We start from the raw sequence: 19812 nt of genomic DNA, 5'->3' as shown, positions 1-19812 counted from the left end.
AAGGCTCCACAACGCCGTGGTTCCGGGCCTTACGTATGCCCGAAGCAGAGGGGCGCGGGCCGGCGGGAGACTCCGTCCGATGCGCGAACGGGTCCGCCTCCGGGCGGGACGGCAGAGGTCTGACCGGGGAGAATCCACCACGATGTCTCATTATCCGGAACGCCCGTCTTCTGAGGCGAGACCGAAGCGGCCCCCGAGGGGGACTACCATCGAAGGGAAACACCCGTAACGATGGGAGTCCATCCATGCCGCCCCTACGTTCACGTACGGTCACCCACGGCAGGAACATGGCCGGTGCACGTGCTCTCATGCGTGCGACCGGCGTGGAACGCGAGGACTTCGGCAAGCCCATCGTGGCCGTGGCCAACAGTTTCACCGAGTTCGTGCCCGGTCACGTGCATCTGCGCGAGGTCGCCGAGGTCGTCGCCAACGCCATCCGCGAGGCCGGTGGCGTGCCGCGCGAGTTCAACTCCATCGCCGTCGACGACGGCATCGCCATGGGGCACGGCGGGATGCTGTACTCGCTGCCCAGTCGTGAACTCATCGCGGACTCGCTGGAGTACATGGTCAACGCGCACTGCGCCGACGCCCTGGTCTGCGTGTCCAACTGCGACAAGATCACCCCGGGCATGCTGCTCGCGGCGATGCGCCTGAACATCCCCACCGTGTTCGTCTCCGGCGGCCCCATGGAGGCCGGCAAGGTCACGGTGGTCGACGGCACCGCCACCACCGTCAAGAAGCTCGACCTGATCAACCCGATGATCGCCGCCGCGGACGAGAGCGTCTCGCAGGCCGAGCTGGACGAGATGGAGGAGAACGCCTGCCCGACCTGCGGTTCCTGTTCGGGCATGTTCACCGCCAACTCCATGAACTGCCTCACCGAGGCGATGGGCCTGGCCCTGCCCGGAAACGGCACCGTGCTGGCCACCCACACCGCCCGCCGCGCCCTGTACGAGGACGCCGGTCGGCTGGTCGTGGAGGCCGCCAAGCGCTACTACGAGGACGACGACGACTCGGTGCTGCCGCTGTCCATCGCCACCCCGGCCGCCTTCGCCAACGCTATGGCGCTCGACGTGGCCATGGGCGGCTCCACCAACACGATCCTGCACCTTCTGGCCACCGCCACCGAGGCCGGTGTGGACTTCGGGCTGCCCGAGATCGACGAGATCTCCCGACGCGTCCCGTGCCTGTGCAAGGTCGCGCCGAACACCGAGAAGTACCACGTCGAGGACGTTCACCGAGCGGGCGGTATCCCCGCCATCCTGGGTTCGCTGGCCCGTGGCGGACTACTGGACACCTCGCTGCCGACCGTGCACGGCAAGACCATCGGTGACTTCATCGCCGAGTGGGACATCACCACCGACACCGCCAGTGACGTGGCGGTGGAGCTCTTCCACGCGGCGCCCGGCGGCCGCCGCACCACCAAGGCCTACTCCCAGAGCACCCGCTGGGAGACCCTGGACACCGACCGGGAGAAGGGCTGCATCCGCTCGGTGGAGCACGCCTACACCAAGGACGGTGGCCTGGCCGTGCTGTTCGGCAACCTCGCCCCCGACGGCGCGATCGTCAAGACCGCCGGCGTGGAGGAGGAGCTGTGGACCTTCTCCGGGCCCGCCAAGGTGTTCGAGTCCCAGGAGGATGCCGTCGACGGCATCCTCAACAAGCGGATCGAGCCCGGTGACGTGGTCGTCATCCGCTACGAGGGCCCCAAGGGCGGCCCCGGCATGCAGGAGATGCTGTACCCGACGAGCTTCCTCAAGGGGCGCGGCCTGGGCAAGGCGTGCGCGCTCATCACCGACGGGCGATTCTCCGGCGGCACCTCGGGCCTGTCCATCGGCCACGCCTCCCCCGAGGCGGCGGCCGGTGGCGACATCGCCCTGGTGGAGGACGGCGACACCATCAGCATCGACATCCCGAACCGGGGTCTGGTGTTGGAGGTCCCCGAGGACGAGCTGAACACCCGGCGTGAGCGGCTGCTCAAGGAGCTGGGCCGGTTCCAGCCGCGCGACCGTCAGCGTCCGGTGACCGCGGCGCTGCGCGCCTACGCCGCGATGGCCACGTCCGCTTCCACCGGGGCGGCTCGCGACGTCACCCAGATCGAGAAGTAGAGAACGGGTCGATCGTGTAAAGGGGCGGTCCCACCGGGACCGCCCCTTTCGCCTGTGCACGGCGGGTGGCCGTGGGCGGCCCGAACGAGGCAACGGCGTCGAGGTCAGCCGCAGCAGCCGCCCCCACAGCAGCCGCCGCCTCCGGAGGGGGCCGGGGCCGCGGCACGGCCGCCCACGGCGACGGTGGACAGAAGACGCACGGTGTCGTCGTGCCCCTGCGGGCAGGCGGCGGGGCTGTCGGACTCGGCCATCGGGCGGGACAGTTCGAAGGTGTCGCCGCACTCGCGGCAGCGGAAATCGTATCTGGGCATGCCCCCAGAATAGGACGCCGCCCACCGCACGCGAAGGGTTCGACGGGCCCGAACCTCCGGGCAAGGAGGCGCCCCCGGGGTCGAAGGGGATTCGACTCCCGGGGGCACCTGAGGGGCCGGGTCTTGGGACGCCCGGTACTCCGACCCTCACAGGCCGCGTCAGGCGGCCAGGTGCGCCATGTACGGCTCCCACTGTGGGTCACCGTGCAGGTCGCCGTTGATCAACCGCCAGTGGGGACCCTTGGGCACCTTGGGGGTGATGTGCAGTTCCCAACCGATCTCGTCGAGGAACTTGTCCGCCTTGCGGTGGTTGCACGGCTTGCAGGCCGCCACGACGTTCTCCCATACGTGCGCGCCACCGCGGCTGCGTGGGATGACGTGGTCGATCGTCTCGGCCTTCTTTCCGCAGTACCCGCACGTGTGCCGGTCCCGCCGCATCAGTGCGACACGGGTGAGCGGCACCCTACGGCTGTACGGAACACTGATGTAACGCCGCAGCCTGATCACGGACGGCACATCGTAGGCTCGCGTCGCCGAGTGCAGCACCGCTCCGGTGCCGTCCTCGTGCACGACATCCGCCTTCTCTCGGAGCACGAGCAGAATCGCCCTGCGCAGTGGAAGTGTCGTCAGTGGTTCAAAACTGGCGTTGAGCAGCAGCACGTGGCGTCGGGCGGTGCCTGGACCGCCCTCCTTGCTGCGCCGGCCGCTCATCGCGTCACCTCGGCCGTCGCGAACGACCGCCGTGTCTCTTCCCCGGCCAGCCGTTCGGCCAGCCAGGAGACCTCCCTGTGCACCGATCCCAGGATCGGTGTCTTCTTACGCCTTGCCACACGGACCTCCCGGTGGTTCCCGCCGAGTTGCGTCCCGCATTCAGTCTGCTTGGTGGAAGCACTCCAGCGCCACCCCAATTTACGTTGGGCTGCCCAGAAAACGTCTGTTGTCGCTTTCTCGAACCCATTGTGCGGCCGGCACAGTGAGTTCCATAGTGACGCCGCGCCGAACACGCAGGGTGAGATATGGGTGGATAGGGTGCAAAGCATGCGCGAACTCCGCTATCCCCCGGCCGAACGGCTGGACATCGAAGAGAACCTGCACGGACACACGGTCCACGACCCCTACCGGTGGTTGGAGGACGCCGACGCCGCCTCCACCAAGGAGTGGGCCTCGGCACAGGACGCCCTGTACCAACGGATCGGCGTCGATCACGACGCCCGTGAGGTGTTCGCGGAACGGCTGCGCTCCCTCATGGGGGCCGGTGGCGTCGGTGTACCACTGTGGCGGGGCGACCGCCGTTTCAGCGTACGACGCGACCCCGGCCAGGAGCACGCGGTGCTGTACGTGCGCGACGGGGACGGGCCCGAACGTACGCTCATCGACCCCGGGGCCATGGACCCCTCCGGATTGACCACCCTGGACTCCTGGCGGCCCTCTCCGGACGGCCGATTGCTCTCCTACCAGCTCTCCGAGGGCGGTGACGAGGAGTCGCTGCTGCGGATCATGGACGTGGACACAGGCGAACCCGTCGACGTCCCCATCCCCCGCACCCGGTACAGCCCGGTGGCGTGGCTGCCCGACGGCTCGGCGTTCTACTACGTGCGCCGGCTGCCCGAGGAGCGTGTCCCCGACGGTGAGGAGGCCTACCACCGCCGCGTCTACCTGCACCGTCTGGGCACCCCGGCGGAGGACGACCCCATCGTCTTCGGTGAGGGCCGGGACAAGACCGACTACTTCGGCGTCTCCCTCAGCCGGGACGGGCGCTGGCTGACCCTGACCTCGGTGCGAGGCACCTCGTCCGCCACCGAGGCCTGGGTCGCCGACCTGAACACGAGCCCGCTGGAGAACCCGCGCCTGCTCACCGTCCAGGAGGGCGTGGACGCCGATCTGAGCCCCCATGTGGGTCGGGACGGGCGTCTGTACCTGCTCACCGACCGTGACGCCCCGCGTGGGCGCCTGTGCGTCGTCGACCCCGCCGACCCGGGCTACGAGAACTGGACCACGCTGGTCGCCGAGGACCCCGAGGCCGTCCTGGACGGTTTCGCCCTCCTGGACGGGGACGGGCTCGACTCGCCCGAACTCCTCGCCACCTGGAGTCGGCACGCGATCAGCGAGATCACCCGGCACGACCCGGCCGACGGCACCCCCCTGGGTTCGGTGCCCGTACCGGGCCTGGGCAGTCTCGCCGGTCTCACCTCCCGCCCCGAGGGCGGCCACGAGGCGTGGTTCGGCTACACCGACAACACCCACCCGTCGTCGGTGTACCACTACGACGCCCGCACCGGTGCGGTGGAACTGTGGGAACGCGCTCCCGGTGACATCGACGTGCCGCGGGTGCGCACCGAACAGGTCGCGTTCACCTCCAAGGACGGCACCACGGTGCGGATGCTGGTGGTGTCCCCGCCCGAGGCGGCGGACGGTCCTCGGCCGACCATCCTGTACGGCTACGGGGGCTTCCAGATCTCGCTGACCCCCGCCTACTCCGCGGCGATCCTGTCGTGGGTGCGGGCCGGTGGCGTGTACGCGGTCGCCAACCTGCGCGGTGGCCTGGAGGAGGGCGAGGCCTGGCACCGCGGCGGCATGCTCGCCAACAAGCAGAACGTGTTCGACGACTGCGCCGCGGCCGCGGAGCACCTCATCGACACCGGAGTCACCGACCGCGACCGGTTGGCCGTGATGGGCGGCAGCAACGGCGGCCTGCTCGTGGGCACGATGGTGACCCAGCGACCGGACCTGTTCCGCGCGGCCGTGTGCTCGGCGCCCCTGCTGGACATGGTGCGCTACGAACGCTTCGGCCTGGGACAGCTGTGGAACGTCGAGTACGGCACCGCCGACGACGCCGAACAACTGGGCTGGCTGTTGGGTTACTCGCCTTACCACAACGTGCGCGAGGGCACCCGGTACCCGGCGATCCTGTTCACGGTGTTCGACAACGACACCCGGGTCGACCCGCTGCACGCCCGCAAACTGTGCGCGGCCCTGCAGCACGCCACGTCGGCCCCGATCCGGGAACGTCCGGTGTTGCTGCGCGCCGAGGCGCAGGTCGGGCACAGCTCCCGCTCGGTGAGCCGGAGCGTGGCGCTCAGTGCCGACCAGTTGGCCTTCCTCGCCCACCACCTGGGGCTGGAAGTGGGCCGGTAGGTCCGGTCATCGCGTTGTTCGGGGCCTGGGGAGAGCAAGGACACAAGCTCACCCGGGCCCCGTGGCCTCCCCCTTTGGGAGAATGGCCGGATGGCTGTCCCCGTGCGCGCCGCGCCGGGCAACGCCCGCGCACGGCCCCCGTCCTCGGGGGCACCCCAGGGAGAGGACCACGGACGTGACCCAGACCCAGGACGAGGTCGCCATCACCGCACCCAAGCGGCACGTGCACCACCAGCAGGTGCGCTACGCCGACCTGGACCCGCAGCAGCACGTCAACAACGTGCGGATGCTGACCTACCTGGAGGACGCCCGGGTCTCGTTCCTCAACTACGGAGGGGTCGCCGGCGGCGAGGGTTTCGGCGCCATGGTGGTGGCCCGGCAGGAGGCCGACTACCTCGCCCCGTTGCTGCCCCGCCGTGAGCCGGTGCGCGTGGAACTGTGGGTCACCGAGGTGCGCAACGCCAGCTGCACCCTGGCCTACGAGATCCTCGACGACGAGAAGGTCTACCTGCGGGCCAGGACCGTCCTGGTCGGTTTCGACGTACCGACGCAGAGCGCTCGGCGTCTGAACGACACCGAGCGCGCCCTGCTCGCCGAATACTCCTGAACGGACCGGTCACCGCTTCAAGGAGATGGTGATGGCCTCACCATCGTCGTCGCCGTCGTCGCGGCGGGCCTCCTCTCGGGCCTGACCGTCACTGCCGATGGTCATCGAGGTGGGTCGGGCCGCCGCCGGCGGCGGCGTGGCCTCCTCCGCGACGTTGACCATGCTGTGCGCGGCCATGACCATGTACTCCCACATCCGACGGTCCAGAGCCTCGGGCAGCTCCAGGGAGTCCATGGCCACACGCATGTGCTTGAGCCAGATGTCCCGCTCGGCGGCGCCGATGCGGAACGGAACGTGGCGCATGCGCAGACGGGGATGTCCGCGCCTCTCGTTGTAGGTACGGGGCCCGCCCCAGTACTGGATGAAGAACAGTCGGAGGCGCTCCTCGGCGGGGCCGAGGTCCTCCTCCGGGTACATGGGCCGAAGTTCGGGGTCCTCGGCCACTTCCTCGTAGAAACGACGGACCAGGCGGACGAAGGTGTCCTCGCCGCCAACGGCCTCGTAGAACGTCATCTGCGCGGGCTCTTCGCCCGCGCCCTGGTGGTCATCACGCGCGGAACTCATCATCACCAGGGTATGCGACGTTCGCCGACTCCCCCCGGGCCCCAGGACCCGGGGGACGACCCCACAGGTCACCTCGTCGCAAGGGCCGAGGTTCCTCGTGACGAGACCGTGGAACCAGCCGGGTTCCGACCTCGACCGGGGACGACGAGGGCCCCGCCGACCGGACGGTTCCGGATGGCGGGGCCCTCGTCGTCGACCACCGCGATCAGTCGCGGGTGAGCTTGCGGTGGGTGACCGCGTGCGGGCGCGCGGCCTCCGGGCCCAAGCGCTCGATCTTGTTCTTCTCGTAGGACTCGAAGTTGCCCTCGAACCAGAACCAGTTGGCGCCACCCTCCCAAGCGAGGATGTGGGTGGCGACGCGGTCCAGGAACCAGCGGTCGTGGGAGGTGATCACGGCGCAGCCCGGGAAGTCCAGGATGGCGTTCTCCAGCGACCCGAGGGTCTCCACGTCCAGGTCGTTGGTGGGCTCGTCCAGGAGCAGCAGGTTGCCCCCCTGCTTGAGGGTGAGCGCCAGGTTGACCCGGTTGCGCTCACCACCCGAGAGCACACCGGAGGGCTTTTGCTGGTCGGAGCCCTTGAAGCCGAAGGCGGCCACGTAGGCGCGGCTGGGGATCTCGACCTTGCCGACCTGGATGAAGGTCTCGCCGTCGGAGATCGTCTCCCAGACGTTCTTGGTGTCGTCGATCCGACCCCGGTACTGGTCGACGTAGGAGATCTCGACGGTGTCACCGACGGTGATCTTGCCCTCGTCGGGGGTCTCCTCGCCCACGATCATCTTGAACAGGGTGGTCTTACCGACACCGTTGGGGCCGATGATGCCGACGATGCCGTTGGGCGGCAGCGAGAAGCTGAGGTCCTCGATCAGGACACGGTCGTCGAAGCCCTTGGTGAGGTTCTTGACCTCGACCACGGTGTTGCCCAGGCGCGGACCCGGAGGGATCTGGATCTCCTCGAAGTCCAGCTTGCGGGTCTTGTCGGCCTCGGCGGCCATCTCCTCGTAGCGGGCCAGACGGGACTTGCTCTTGGTCTGGCGGGCCTTGGCGTTGGAGCGGACCCACTCCAACTCCTCCTTGAGGCGCCGGGACTTCTTGGCGTCCTTTTGCCCCTCGACCTTCAGGCGGGCCTGCTTGGTCTCCAGGTAGGTGGTGTAGTTGCCCTCATAGGGGTAGAACTGACCACGGTCCAGCTCCAGGATCCAGGTGGCGACGTGGTCCAGGAAGTACCTGTCGTGAGTGATCGCGATGATGGTGCCGGCGTAGTTGGCCAGGTGCTGCTCCAGCCAGTTCACGCTCTCGGCGTCCAGGTGGTTGGTGGGCTCGTCGAGAAGCAGAAGGTCGGGGGCCTCGAGCAGGATCTTGCACAGGGCGACCCGGCGCTTCTCACCACCGGAGAGCTGGGTGACGTCGGCGTCCCCGGGCGGGCAGCGCAGCGCGTCCATCGCCTGTTCGAGCTGGCTGTCCAGGTCCCAGGCGTTGCGGTGGTCGAGCTGCTCCTGGAGCTTGCCCATCTCCTCGAGCAGGTCGTCGGAATAGTCCGTCGCCATCTGCTCGGCGATCTCGTTGAAGCGGTTCAGCATCGCCTTGGTCTCGGCGACGCCGTCCTCGACGTTCTCAAGGACGGACTTGGACTCGTCCAGGTGCGGCTCCTGGGCGAGCAGGCCCACGGTGAATCCGGGCATGAGTCGCGCCTCGCCGTTGGACGGCTGCTCGATGCCGGCCATGATCTTCAGCAGCGTCGACTTACCCGCGCCATTGGGGCCCACGACGCCGATCTTGGCTCCGGGCAGGAACGAACCCGAAACGTTGTCCAGGACGACCTTGTCGCCGTGCGCCTTGCGCACGTTTTGCATGGTGTAGATGTACTCCGGCATGCCTCCAGCCTAGGCCGTGTCGGACCGTGCCCCCGCCACTTCCGTCTCGGAGCGCGGAACACGTGCCCACACCCGGCCGGCGCCGGACGCGGCCACGGGGTCAACGTGGTGGTGGGGCCCGATCCGGACCGGGTTCCGTCCCCTCCCCGGGCCCTCCTTCGAGTTCGAACCGGCCCGCGTGCTCGGCCATGTGCCGGGTCCAGCGTTCGGCCGACAGTCCCCATCCCAGCGCCCGTTCCATCAACACCGCCATCGCGTATCCGGGTCGCGCAGCCAGGGCGCTTTGAACCGCCGCCCGGGCCAGGGCCGTGTCACCGGTCTGCCAGGCGGCCACGGCCAACAGGGAGGCCGGGCCTGCCCGGTGTCGGTCCGGGACGTGCCTGGTCACCCGGGACCACAGCCGCCGGTGGAGCGGGGCCTCCTCAGGGGTGATGCGGGCCCATACGGCGTCGCGGACCCGCAGATCGAGGACGGCGACGCCGAGCATCGCCAAGGAGTAGGGGGCGCGGACCCGTTCGCTCGTCTCCCTGCGCACCACCGACCGCACCCGCCGGATCCGACTCCGTGAGGCGTCACGACCGCGTTCCGCGCGCAACCGGGCCTCCAGGAGCGCCGCGGCCTCGGCGACGGCCTCCCTCTGCTCGCCCACCACGGGCTCCAACAGCGCCCTGACCCGGACCGGATCCGTCTTCTCCGGTTCCACCTCCTCGGGCGGCTTCACGGTTTGACGGTCGATCCGTCGCGGTGGCCCGGGTCGTTGTTCGGCGACCAGGCCCGGAGGTTTCCACAGGGTGGCACGGGCCTGCGGATCGAAGGGCGACCCCTCGGCGGGACAACAGCCCTCGCCCTCGCACAGGTAGGACCAGAACCGATCCCCCGTCGCCCGGTAGGCGGCCAGGACCGGCAGACCCGCCGCGGCGGCCTCGGCCAGGAACGACCCGGCATGCGGGTCCACTCGTTCGGGTGGCCCGAACCCGGCCAACAGGGCCGCTCCACCGGACAACTCCAGCGCCGCCCGGACGGCCACCGCACCGCTGCGCGCGGCCGTCAGGACGTGGTCCAACCGGTCGAGGGTGCCGTGCAGCAACCCGCGTGGATCGCCCCGGTCGACGACCAGGACCAGCACGGAGTCCCGCACCGAACGCCGCGCCATGGTGGGCAGTGCCGCCAGGAAGCCCCGCGGATCGGCCAGATGGGTGGTCGGGGTCGCGGAGCGGGGTGGGGGAACGGCCCGCGCATCGGGGCGGGCGTGATCGTGTCGGGAGGATGCGCCGTCGTCGGGTCCATGCTGATCACAGGGCATGTACTCACGTTCGGTCACCGAGGCCCACGCGGCAAGCGGCGTCCTCCGAGCCTGTGGAAAACTCACACCGGCTCGGAGGTCTTGGCAGGTCAGGACCGGTTCTCGGCACTTCCGCCATCGTGGATACCGCCCTCGCGCGGTACGGGTATCCGGCTGCTCACCTCGGGCCGTCCCGCGGGCAGGCACACGCGGTCGCGGCCGGTCTCCTTGGCCCGGTACAACGCCAGGTCAGCGGCGGTGAGCAACTCGACGAGGTCGTCCCCGTGGTCACCGACCACCGCCACACCGATCGAGATGGTGATCGAGACCGGGACCTCGTCCACCGTGATCTCCATCCGACCGACCTGGGAACGCAGCCGCTCCGCCGCCTGCCAGGCCTCGGTGACGTCGGAGCCCGGCAGCAGGACGACGAACTCCTCACCGCCGAACCGGCCCAGCAGGTCCGACTCCCTCAACTGCTGGGAGATCGTGGTGGCCACACCCAGCAGGACCTGGTCGCCGAACAGGTGTCCGTAGGTGTCGTTGACCCGTTTGAAGTGGTCGATGTCGACGATCAGCACCGCGGCCCGGCCTCGGGACTCCCGTGCCCGTGCGATCTGACTCGCCGCTTCCCGCTCCCAGGTGGGTGCGTTGAGCAGCCCGGTCTTGGGGTCGGTCCGCGCCGCGGTCTGCAACTGCTGGTAGACGAGGCTCCGCTGCAGCAACAGGACCGGCGGGACGGCGATGATCAGGAGGAACAGGGAGAGTTGGGCCAAGATGGCGACGGTGACGCCGACACATAATTCGACGCAGTCCACCAGGAACGCCTCGCGGTCCCACATGCTCGGCGTCCCGCCGTCGGGGCTGAGCCGGGCCGCCAGGAACACCAGCGCCGTGTTGAAGAGGGTGAAGACGACACAGCACAACAGGGCGAGGAAGACACCGTTGACACTGGCGAGGGTGGCGTGCGCGGTGGCGGATCCCCCGAGCCCTGCGACCGGTCCGCTCTGCGCCCCGTGCCAGAGCAGCGAGGCCACGAACCCGGAGACGCCCACCGAGGCCGTGTTGAACATCTGGCGGTGCAACATGGCACGTCGTTTGCGGCGTTGGAGCAGGAAGACCGGGATGGGGATGAGCAGGGAGTACAGGGGTGGCAGCAAGAGCATCGCGGGGAGCCACCAGGCGCCCAACAGATCGCGACTCAGCCCTTCGGGCACACCGATACGACGTATCGCCTCCAGGCACACCAGCGCGCACAGGACGAGGGCGATGAAGAGTACGACGTCGAAGCTCGTGATGGTCGTCTGGGCGACGGCCACGCCGATCAGGAACAGTGCGGCGGTCACCAGCAGTACGAGGTAGACGACCAGCCCGCGGGGCTGTTGGAAGACCGGCCAGGAACGTCGTCGCTGCCCGGGCGGATTCTCCTCGGGGGCCATCGGCTTCTCCGAGATGCTCACCGCTCCGTCCTCCCTTCCCGCCACGCCCTCTGTCGTCCGTACGCGACTACCGACTCTGATGTGCCCACCGCCTCTCACGGTTCTCACTACGACGAACCGGATTCGCCCCCCGTTCCCCGGTGTCGCTCGGTCACCGGGTCCGACGGAGAATCCCCGGTTCGAAGACCGGCAAGCACACCCCCCTCACTTTACATTACTTTGGGTAATAACTTAATCGCCGATTGTATGTAGCCCGCAGGTTGAGCCTACGGTAGCCGTCACCCTGTGTCTCTGGGGCATTTACAAGCGTCACGATTTGTCCTCTACTGGCCGTGAACCTCCCCGGGGCACACGAACGGGGACGGCGCCCATCGGCATCCGTCCCCGTCCTCACGGCGATTCTTCGAGTTCGCGCAGGTCAGTCCTTGGGCCTGGCCACCTCGTAGGCGGCACGGAAGGCTCGGTAGCGCGCCAGCTCGTCCTCCATCGGGGTCACCACACGCACCCCCGCGATCTCCCGGACCCGTTCCTGGGCCTCACGCTCCACGTCCTCACGGCGCTGGACCGCGGCGACCTCCACGAGGTTGCCGCATCCCACCCCCGTCAGCCAGCCCACCAGCAGGCTGGCCACGGCCACCGCGCCCGCGTAGGCCATCGCGGCCGGGTCGTCGAAGACCGCCAGACCGGTGATGCCACCGCCCGACCAGCTGGCCAAGGACGCCAATGTCCACAACAGACCGATACCGGCCACGGTCAACAGCACGTACTGCACCATGCGCGCGGTCTTCCACCAGGAAGGGCTGCGGCCAGGGTCGCCGACCGCGGCGGTGACCGCCTCACCCAGCTCCGCCGGCAGCTCCGAGATCCCGCTACGGGCGGCACCGCGCATCCGCCGACGCCACACCGCGGGCATACCCTCCGACACCTCGTCGGCGGCCTCTCCCAGGACCGTCTCCAGTTCGGCCTCGTGCGCGTCGACCGGGCCGCCCAAACCGGGGGCGTCCCGTCGCAGGAACTCCAGTTGCACCGCGGCGAGGGGGTCCTTGCGCAGCTTCACCGCGCGACGGGCCACGGGCCAACCGACCCGGCGTCGCCCGCGACGCACGTCGTTGGTCTCCACCACGTCCGCCACAGCGGACACACCGGCGGCGTCGGCCAGACCCTGTTGGATCCGCGACCGCACCTGGGCGGGCACGGTCCCGTCGGGGTCGTTCTCGCCGTGGAACTCATCGAACGGTTCGATGACCTGATCCAGGTCGGCGACCAGACGGTCCACCAGGGCGCGCTTCTCGGTCACCGACTCACTGAGGAACTCACGCAGCTCGTCGATGCCGTGATCGGTGATGGTGGAGGTGGTGATCACCCTCGGGTGCACCCCGGACTCGGTCTCCAGCAGACGACGCAGGTCGGTGAGGAGCTCCTCCAGCTCCTGCGGCTCGACCTTGTCGACCTGGTTGAGCACCGCGACGGTGACGGCCCCGTGCCCGGCCATGTTGGCCAGGTAACGGTGGTGCACGGCCGCGTCCGCGTACTTCTGCGGGTCCAGCACCCACACCAACAGGTCCACCGAGCCGATGAGCCGGTCCGCCTCGGCGGTGTGCATGCTGCGCACCGAGTCGTGGTCGGGCAGGTCCAGCAGGACCAGGCCGGTCAGCGCCGAGTCACCGCTGTCCAGGACACTGGTGCGGGAATGACGGTAGCGGGTGGGCACGCCCAGCCAGCTCAGCAGGGCGTCGGCGCCCTCGTGCCCCCACACGCAGGCGTGCGCGTTGGAGGTGGTGGGCCGGGTGACGCCGGTCTGTGACAGTTCCAGCCCGCACAAGGCGTTGAACAGGGAGGACTTGCCACTCCCGGTGCCCCCGGCCAGGGCCACGACCGTGTGGTCGCCGGACAGGCGCAGCCGCGCCCCGGCGTGGTCGAGCAACTGTCCGGCCCGGCCCAGCACCTCGTCGGGCAGGTCGTCCTTGCCGACCTCGACGAGGGTGCTCAGCGCGTCCAGGCGTTCGATGAGTTCGGCGCGGCTGGTGGTGCTGGTGGGCTGCCACCGGTCGTGGTTGGTGGGTCGGTACTCCTCGTCGTCGGCCGAGGAGTCCTCCTCCGCCGAAGCGGTGGTGTCGCTGCCGATGGCCCGGAAGGCTCCGGAGACCGCCGAGGGTCCGGGGACCCTGCGGGGCAGCGGCGGGGGCCCGTCCTCTGCGGCGTCCTCGCCGGTCTGCTCATCCCGCTCTGCGGCCTCGACCGGTTCCGGTCGGGCCGCGCTCACGTCCTGGGCGGGCGCCAGGACGTCACCACCGTCGGTGTGGGCGCCGCTCGTTCCTTCGTCGACGTCGCCGGGTCCCACCCACGCGGCGGCGGTCCCGGTCCGACCCGCTTCGGGAGCGGGTCTCGCACCACGCCGCTCGTCGGTCGCGTCGGGTTCCTCGGTCTCGGCGCGCCAGACCCTGGAACCCTCCGCGCGACCACGCTCGACGCGGGGGACCTCGTGCTCGGAATCCTCGCCCGAGGTCTTCTCGGCGTCGGGACCGCTCGGAGATTCCTCGTCGTCGGGGCGCACCACCGGGAAGGACCCGGTGTGACGCCCGGCGATACGGGTGTCGTCGGCGGCCTTGCTGAGGCTGCCGACCCATCCCGCGAGGTTGTCGGGATCGTCCTCCCGTGCCTCCTCACCCGGGGCACGGCGTCCGATGCCGGCCCGCTCCGCGGCGATACGGGAGTGCCGGCCGCGCCGCTGCGCCGCACGGTCCCGTTCGTCGGGATCTTCCCGAGGCTCGGCTTCGGCGGGGTTTCGCCGCACACCCGGGTTCTGCAGTCCACCGAGGGCGGCACCGGCACCGGACGGGTCCGGGTAGCCGGTGATGCCGTCGTAGGCGGCGGGTTCCTCCGTACCGCGGATCCGTTCCCGAGCGTGCTCGGGGTGTTCGGGAACCGGCATGGTGTAACCGCGCCATGGGCCGCTCTGGTAGGGCTCCGGCACCTGCTCGTCCGCCCACGGTTCGGGGGTCGACGCGCTTTCGCGCTCGGTGTCCTCACCGGGGGTGTTCGACTCCCCGGGGCCGCTGTCCCCCGCCTGCGCGGGGTTCCACTGAGTCGTCATCTGGCAATCTCGAGGTTGTACGTGGCCTGATAGAGCTGGACGGCGCTGTCGTCGGACGGAATGCCGGCGGAGGACAGGGCGGTGTCGAAGGGGACCCGTTCCCGGGCGAGCAGGCCCAGCACGCGCCGGTGCAGGTTCTCCCGCGCCGACCGGCCGATGCCGCGCAGCGACTGCGCGGCGAAAAGCCCCTTCAACAGACGTTGCGGGGACGGCCCCGAGCTGTCGGCGGCGTGGGCGCCGCCTCCGGAGTGGGATCGCTCGTATCCGAGCAGGTCGATGATCATGACCAGGGCGACGACGTCGTGGTCGAAGGTGACGAAGCGGGCGACCGAACGCTTGGTGGCGCCGTCGGCCGCGGTCATCTCCGCGATCTCGCCCCGCCACTCGTCGATCTCCTGCCGGATCTCCTGGGCCAGCATCCCGCTTCCGGGCATCTCCAGCGCCTTGGTGGCCAGGTCGCCGCCGCCGGCCACCTGACGCCAACGCTGTTCGACCTGTTCGGCGGCGCGTTCGCTACTGGAGACGATCAGCGCCTCCAACGAGTCACGCACCGCGCGTTCCAGGGCCTGGATCCGCTCGCCGCGCTCCACCTGGACCTCGCGGGCCTTGCGGGAGCGCTTCTTCTTACGTGGCCGCATGCTCTTGGCGAGTTCTCCGCCGGCGGCGAGTTCCTGCCAGCGGGCCAACAGCGAACCGCGCAGCAGCGAACCGTCGGCCAGGGAGGTCTCGATGTGCTTCTCGGCCGCCGCGTAGGCGTCGTCGACCGAGGAGCCCAGAGTGCGGCCGGTCTCGATCTGCGCCTCGACCTGGCGGGCCAGTTCCGGGACCCGGGTGCGGAAGCTGTCGATGACGCCGATGAAGGTGCGGCGGGAGACCCGGTCGCGCTGTTCGGCCTCTCCCGCCACGTCCGCGAGGAAGTCGCGAATGTGGTCGGCGACGTTGGAGGTGAAGCGTTCGCCCTCGATCTGGTCGGTCTCGGGGATGGCGAACCGGGCGGCGTTGCTCAGACCGTTGGCCTCCAGCATGGCGCCGAAGTGGTCGAGCAACTGGCGGCGGCCCTTGCGCGGCACCCGGGAGAGCACCACGGCCAGTGAGGTGTCCCTGTCCCTGGCCACCTGGAGGAACTCCCAGACCCGCGCGTCGGCGTAGCGGCCGCTGGTGGTGACGAACACCCACAGGTCGGCGGCGTCCAGGAACTTGGCGGCGAACTCGTGGTGGGCGGCCACCGCGGAGTCGACGTCCGGGGTGTCCAGCAGCGCCACCCCCGGAGGCATGGCCTCGGTGGCGGCCAGCACCAACATGCCGTCCTTGCCGGGCATGGCCAGACCCTGCTGGCGTACTCGCGGCAGGGTGGGGATGAAGGACGCCTCACCGAACCAGTCCACGTCGGCCGGGTTACAGGCCAGCACGGGGCTGTTGGTGGTGGGGCGGCGCACGCCCGTGGTGGTGACCTGCTCGCCGACCAGGCTGTTGACGAGCGTGGACTTACCGGCGCCGGTGGAACCGGCCACGGCGATGAGCAGGGGGATGTCGGGGCGGCGCACCCGCGGCAGGACGTAGTCGGACAGCTGGGCGAGCACGTCCTCCTGGAGGGCCTTGCCCTCGTCGGCGCCGGCCAGCCCCTCGGCGAAGCGCAGATCGCGGATCTGCTTGCGCAGCGACTCCAGGACCTGCTCGAAACGGTCGTCCTCGTTGCTGGGCGCCCGATGTTTGGCCGGCCCGGAGGGCACGGGCACGGTGGGACCCCTGCGGCCACTGTCGGGGGCATCGGCCCCGTGCACGGCTGAGGGGTCCGCGGTGGGTCGCGCGGAGGTGGCGTCCGGTCCGGTGGTGAACCGGTCCGGGGCATCGGAACCGGAGGTGTCCGGTGCGGCCGACGGCCGGGTCATGATCGGTATGCCCTCCTCATCGCTGCTGATGGTCCCGTCGACGGTCCTGGCTTGCGCCGCCGTCGGAGGTCTCACTCGAGATCGCGCCCGGTCGCCAGACGATCCAGGTCGCTCTGGGGCCCCGTGTGCAGTATGTCAAGTTCCCGCGCTGTTCGGACCACTTCTCCGATGATCACCACCGCGGGGGGCCGCATTCCGGCCGATCGAACCGTGGCTGCGATGTCCGCCAGCGTACCGGCCACGGTTCGTTGCGATGGCAGTGTCGCTTCCTGGACCACGGCGACGGGGGTGTCCTCGGGACGACCGTTCGAGGTCAGCGCCTCGACGATCGCCTCGATCCGTCCCAGACCCATGAGAGCGACGATCGTACCGTTGGAACGGGCCAGGCCGCCCCAATCGACGGTCGAGCGCGCGTCGCCCGGGGCCACATGCGCGGAGACGATGTGCACGTCCTGCGCCACTCCGCGATGAGTGGTGGGGATGCCCGCGCCTGTCGGGGCGGCCAGCGCGCTGGTGACCCCGGGGACCGCGATGACCGGGACGCCGGCGGCGGCGCACGCGGCCGCCTCCTCCCCACCCCGACCGAACAGGAAGGAGTCACCGCCCTTGAGCCGGACGACGAACTTCCCCTCCTTGGCGCGTTCGACGAGAACGGAATTGATCTCGTCCTGGGTCATGGAGCGACCGTAGGGGATCTTCGCGGCGTCCACGATCTCCACGTCCGAGGGCAGCGCGTCCAGCAGGGAGGTGGGGGCGAGTCGATCGACCACCACCACGTCCGCCTGGGACAGGAGTCGTCGGCCGCGGACGGTGATCAGTCCCGGGTCGCCCGGGCCGCCGCCGACGAGGGCGACACCGTTGAGGCGTTCGCGTCCGCGGCGGGCGTCCAAGGCGCCCTCGGCCAGGCCGTCGATGATGGCGTCGCGCAACCCGGCGGAACGCTTGGGGTCGCCGGAGGCCACCACGCCCACGGTGATGCCGCCGGACCTACCGCTGGCCGGGGTCCAGGCGGAGGAGGCGTGCCGGTCGTCGGCGCGCACGCACCAGATCCGGGAGTCCTCGGCCTCGGTGGCCACGGCGGCGTTGACCTCGGCGGAGTCGGTGGCGGCGTGCACCAGCCAGTAGGCGGGGGCGTCGGGACCGACCACGTCACCGGGTTCGAAGGGGCGGCGCACCCAGGTGAGGCGTCCCGCGTCGGCGAGGTCCTCCAGCGCGGCGGACACCTCAGGAGAGACGAGGGTGACCCGGGCACCGGCCTCCAGGAGGACGGGCACCCGACGTTGGGCGACCCTTCCGCCGCCCACGACCAGCACATCACGGTCCCGCATGCGCAGGCCAAGGAGATAGGTCACGGATCGTACCCCTCATGGTCGTCCGTACCGGCCCCCGACATCGGCGGCGGGGTGCGCGCGGGATCGACGTCCCGGTACGCCGCCGGCGAATTTCGGCGATTGCTCCAAAACACCTTGTCAAAGCGGTATTACAGCCGGGTAAAGGGGCGAGCACGGAGCGGGGTGACTCCCGCCGCATCGACACGAGGGCCCCGCCACTCCTCTGTGGCGGGACCCCGTCGTTCCAGGGCACGGACCCCGCGCGGCCCGACCGGATCACCGGTCCGTGGAGACCCCCGCGGACTCGAAGGTGGCGACGGTGCGCAGCGCCCGCGCCGAGCCCTGCAGCAGCGGCAGCGCCAGCAGCGCCCCGGACCCCTCGCCCAGACGCATCTCCAGGTCCACCAGCGGGGTCAGGCCCAGGTGGTGCAGGACCACGCCGTGGCCGGGCTCGGTGGAACGGTGCCCGGCGAAGCAGGCGCTCAGTGACTCGGGGGAGATCGCGGCGGCGGCCAGCGCGGCCGAGCCGGCGATGACCCCGTCCAACAACACCGGAACCCGCAGCGCCGAGGCGCCCAGGATGAACCCGGCCAGCGCGGCGTGCTCCAGACCGCCCAGGGCCGCCAGGGTGCCGATCGGGTCCTCGGGGTCCACCGGGTTGACGGCCAGTGCCTTGCGGACCACCTCGACCTTGTGCTCGTAGGTGGCGTCGTCCACACCGGTGCCCCGCCCGGTGGCCTCGGCCGGGTCGGCGCCGGTGAAGGCGCACACCAGCGCCGCGGCGGGGGTCGTGTTGCCGATCCCCATGTCCCCGGTGAGCAGGCAGCGGTTGCCCGCCGACACCAGGTCGCGGGCCACCTCGATCCCGCCCTCCAAGGCCTGCAGCGCCTGTTCCCGACTCATCGCAGGCCCCTGGGTGAAGTCGGCGGTCCCCCGCGCGACCTTGCGGGGCAGCAGACCGGCGGCCGGGGGCAGGTCGCCGACCACGCCCACGTCCACGACGGTCACCTCGGCGCCCACCTGCTCGGCGAAGGCGTTGACCACGGCACCGCCGTCGATGAAGTTCTGCACCATCTGCGCGGTGACCTCCTGCGGCCAGGGGGTCACCCCCTGGGCGTACACACCATGGTCACCGGCGAACACCGCGACGGCGGCCGGTTCGGGGATGGGAGGCGGGCACTCCCCCGCCAACCCGGCGAGCTGTACCGACACGTCCTCCAGCACCCCGAGGGACCCCAGCGGCTTGGTCATCCTGGCCTGCCGGTCTCTGGCCTCCTCCACGGCTCGGGCGTTCAGCGCTCCGATGGCGGTGATGGTCTCCTCCAGGAGGGTGGTGGGCTCCTGGCCGGGCAGACCGCGGCGACCGTAGCGGTCACGGTGCACCGCCCAGGACAGGGGGCGTCCCTTCACCCAGCCGCTGAGGCCGAGCTCGGGTTCGGTGGGGAACTCGTCGACGTAGCCCACGCACAGGTAGGCGACGACCTCCAGGTGGGAGGGCAGGGCGAGCACGTCGGCGACACCGCGCTCGTCGGTGACGCCGACCCAACCCACGCCGAGTCCCTCGGCGCGGGCGGCCAACCACAGGTTCTCGACGGCGAGCGCGGCGGAGTAGGAGGCGGGCTTGGCGTGGCGTCCGGGCGCCTGCGCGCCGCGGGTCGGGTCGACCGTCACCGCGATGTTGAGCGGGCTGTCCAGGATCGCCTCGACCTTGAGGCCGGAGAAGGCGTGGGCGCGAGCGCCGGGCCGATCGCCGGAGTGGGAGTCGCGTTCCTGTTCGGCGAGGTCACGGACCCGTGCGCGCAGTTCCGGGTCGTCGATGACCAGGAAGTCCCAGGGCTGGGTGTGCCCGATACTGGGCGCCTGGTGGGCGGCCTCCAGAACCCGGGTGAGCACGTCGGCGGGGATCGGGTCGGGTCGGAAGCCCGCTCGGACGTCGCGGCGTTCGCGGATGGCACGGTAGACGGCGGCGCGTTCGGCGGCGTCGAAGTCGTGGCCGGTGTGCCGCCAGGCGTCGTCGGCGGGCGCTTCGGGGGCCGGGGCGGGCCGACCGCGGGGGTCCCCGGCGGGCTCTCCCGCCCGAGGCGGCCCGGTGTGCTGCGGCTCCGGGAAGGAGGCCGCTGCTTCGTATGCGTGCACGGTGTCGCTCTGCTCCGCTTGTTCGGCGGCCGCGGGGACCTGGTCC

Annotated in this window: 14 protein-coding genes; 3 read left to right on the top strand and 11 right to left on the bottom strand. The window is 70.3% G+C overall.

Annotated features, from left to right (window positions below; genetic code table 11):
* Nucleotides 1–245: 245 nt before the first annotated feature.
* Complete coding sequence (gene ilvD, locus K8V84_RS02480) at nt 246–2108, top strand: dihydroxy-acid dehydratase (protein ID WP_304069784.1); 1863 nt, start codon at nt 246–248, stop codon at nt 2106–2108.
* 104 nt (nt 2109–2212) lie between these two features.
* Here the strand turns inward: ilvD and K8V84_RS02475 are convergent, their stop codons facing one another.
* The 3 genes from K8V84_RS02475 to K8V84_RS02465 all read right to left on the bottom strand — a co-directional run bounded on the left by K8V84_RS02475 (nt 2213) and on the right by K8V84_RS02465 (nt 3249).
* Nucleotides 2213–2419: a zinc ribbon domain-containing protein gene (locus tag K8V84_RS02475; protein ID WP_304069781.1), complete on the bottom strand. Its 207-nt coding sequence runs from the start codon at nt 2417–2419 to the stop codon at nt 2213–2215.
* 159 nt (nt 2420–2578) lie between these two features.
* The gene (locus tag K8V84_RS02470; RefSeq protein ID WP_304069805.1) at nt 2579–3079 is read right to left on the bottom strand and encodes an HNH endonuclease; all 501 of its coding nucleotides are present in this window, start codon (nt 3077–3079) and stop codon (nt 2579–2581) included.
* Nucleotides 3080–3126: 47 nt separating this feature from the next.
* Nucleotides 3127–3249 carry a hypothetical protein gene (locus K8V84_RS02465; RefSeq protein ID WP_304069778.1) on the bottom strand — a complete coding sequence of 41 codons (123 nt, stop codon included), beginning with the start codon at nt 3247–3249 and terminating at the stop codon, nt 3127–3129.
* Nucleotides 3250–3457: 208 nt separating this feature from the next.
* Between K8V84_RS02465 and K8V84_RS02460 the strand changes: the two genes are divergently transcribed.
* Together K8V84_RS02460 and K8V84_RS02455 are read left to right on the top strand one after the other, a co-directional pair.
* Complete coding sequence (locus K8V84_RS02460; RefSeq protein ID WP_304069777.1) at nt 3458–5554, top strand: prolyl oligopeptidase family protein; 2097 nt, start codon at nt 3458–3460, stop codon at nt 5552–5554.
* A gap of 175 nt (nt 5555–5729) precedes the next feature.
* Nucleotides 5730–6161 (top strand): thioesterase family protein, encoded by a 432-nt coding sequence (locus K8V84_RS02455; protein WP_304069776.1) that lies wholly within the window; start codon nt 5730–5732, stop codon nt 6159–6161.
* Between the two features lie 9 nt (nt 6162–6170).
* Here K8V84_RS02455 and K8V84_RS02450 read toward each other — a convergent pair whose 3' ends face one another.
* From K8V84_RS02450 to cobT, 8 genes are all read right to left on the bottom strand, one after another.
* Nucleotides 6171–6725 carry a globin gene (locus K8V84_RS02450; protein ID WP_304069774.1) on the bottom strand — a complete coding sequence of 185 codons (555 nt, stop codon included), beginning with the start codon at nt 6723–6725 and terminating at the stop codon, nt 6171–6173.
* A 205-nt stretch (nt 6726–6930) separates the two neighbouring features.
* Nucleotides 6931–8595, bottom strand: coding sequence for an energy-dependent translational throttle protein EttA (ettA, locus tag K8V84_RS02445; RefSeq protein ID WP_304069772.1), 1665 nt, complete (start codon nt 8593–8595; stop codon nt 6931–6933).
* Between the two features lie 100 nt (nt 8596–8695).
* Complete coding sequence (locus tag K8V84_RS02440) at nt 8696–9898, bottom strand: DUF4192 domain-containing protein (RefSeq protein ID WP_304069770.1); 1203 nt, start codon at nt 9896–9898, stop codon at nt 8696–8698.
* Between the two features lie 89 nt (nt 9899–9987).
* Nucleotides 9988–11337: a GGDEF domain-containing protein gene (locus tag K8V84_RS02435; protein WP_304069767.1), complete on the bottom strand. Its 1350-nt coding sequence runs from the start codon at nt 11335–11337 to the stop codon at nt 9988–9990.
* 397 nt (nt 11338–11734) lie between these two features.
* Nucleotides 11735–14410, bottom strand: coding sequence for a GTPase (locus K8V84_RS02430; protein ID WP_304069764.1), 2676 nt, complete (start codon nt 14408–14410; stop codon nt 11735–11737).
* On the bottom strand, nt 14407–16299 hold the full coding sequence (locus tag K8V84_RS02425) for a GTPase (RefSeq protein ID WP_304069762.1): 1893 nt from the start codon (nt 16297–16299) through the stop codon (nt 14407–14409). The genes K8V84_RS02430 and K8V84_RS02425 overlap by 4 nt, the downstream gene beginning before the upstream one ends.
* A gap of 71 nt (nt 16300–16370) precedes the next feature.
* Nucleotides 16371–17651, bottom strand: coding sequence for a uroporphyrinogen-III C-methyltransferase (gene cobA, locus K8V84_RS02420; protein WP_304069759.1), 1281 nt, complete (start codon nt 17649–17651; stop codon nt 16371–16373).
* A 255-nt stretch (nt 17652–17906) separates the two neighbouring features.
* A partial coding sequence (gene cobT, locus K8V84_RS02415; RefSeq protein ID WP_304069757.1) for a nicotinate-nucleotide--dimethylbenzimidazole phosphoribosyltransferase occupies nt 17907–19812 on the bottom strand: 1906 nt, incomplete at its 5' end.

It is taken from the genome of Nocardiopsis listeri, from assembly GCF_020741345.1.
Taxonomy (GTDB): Bacteria; Actinomycetota; Actinomycetes; order Streptosporangiales; family Streptosporangiaceae; genus Nocardiopsis; species Nocardiopsis listeri_A.
This window is presented reverse-complemented; position numbering and strand designations above follow the sequence as displayed.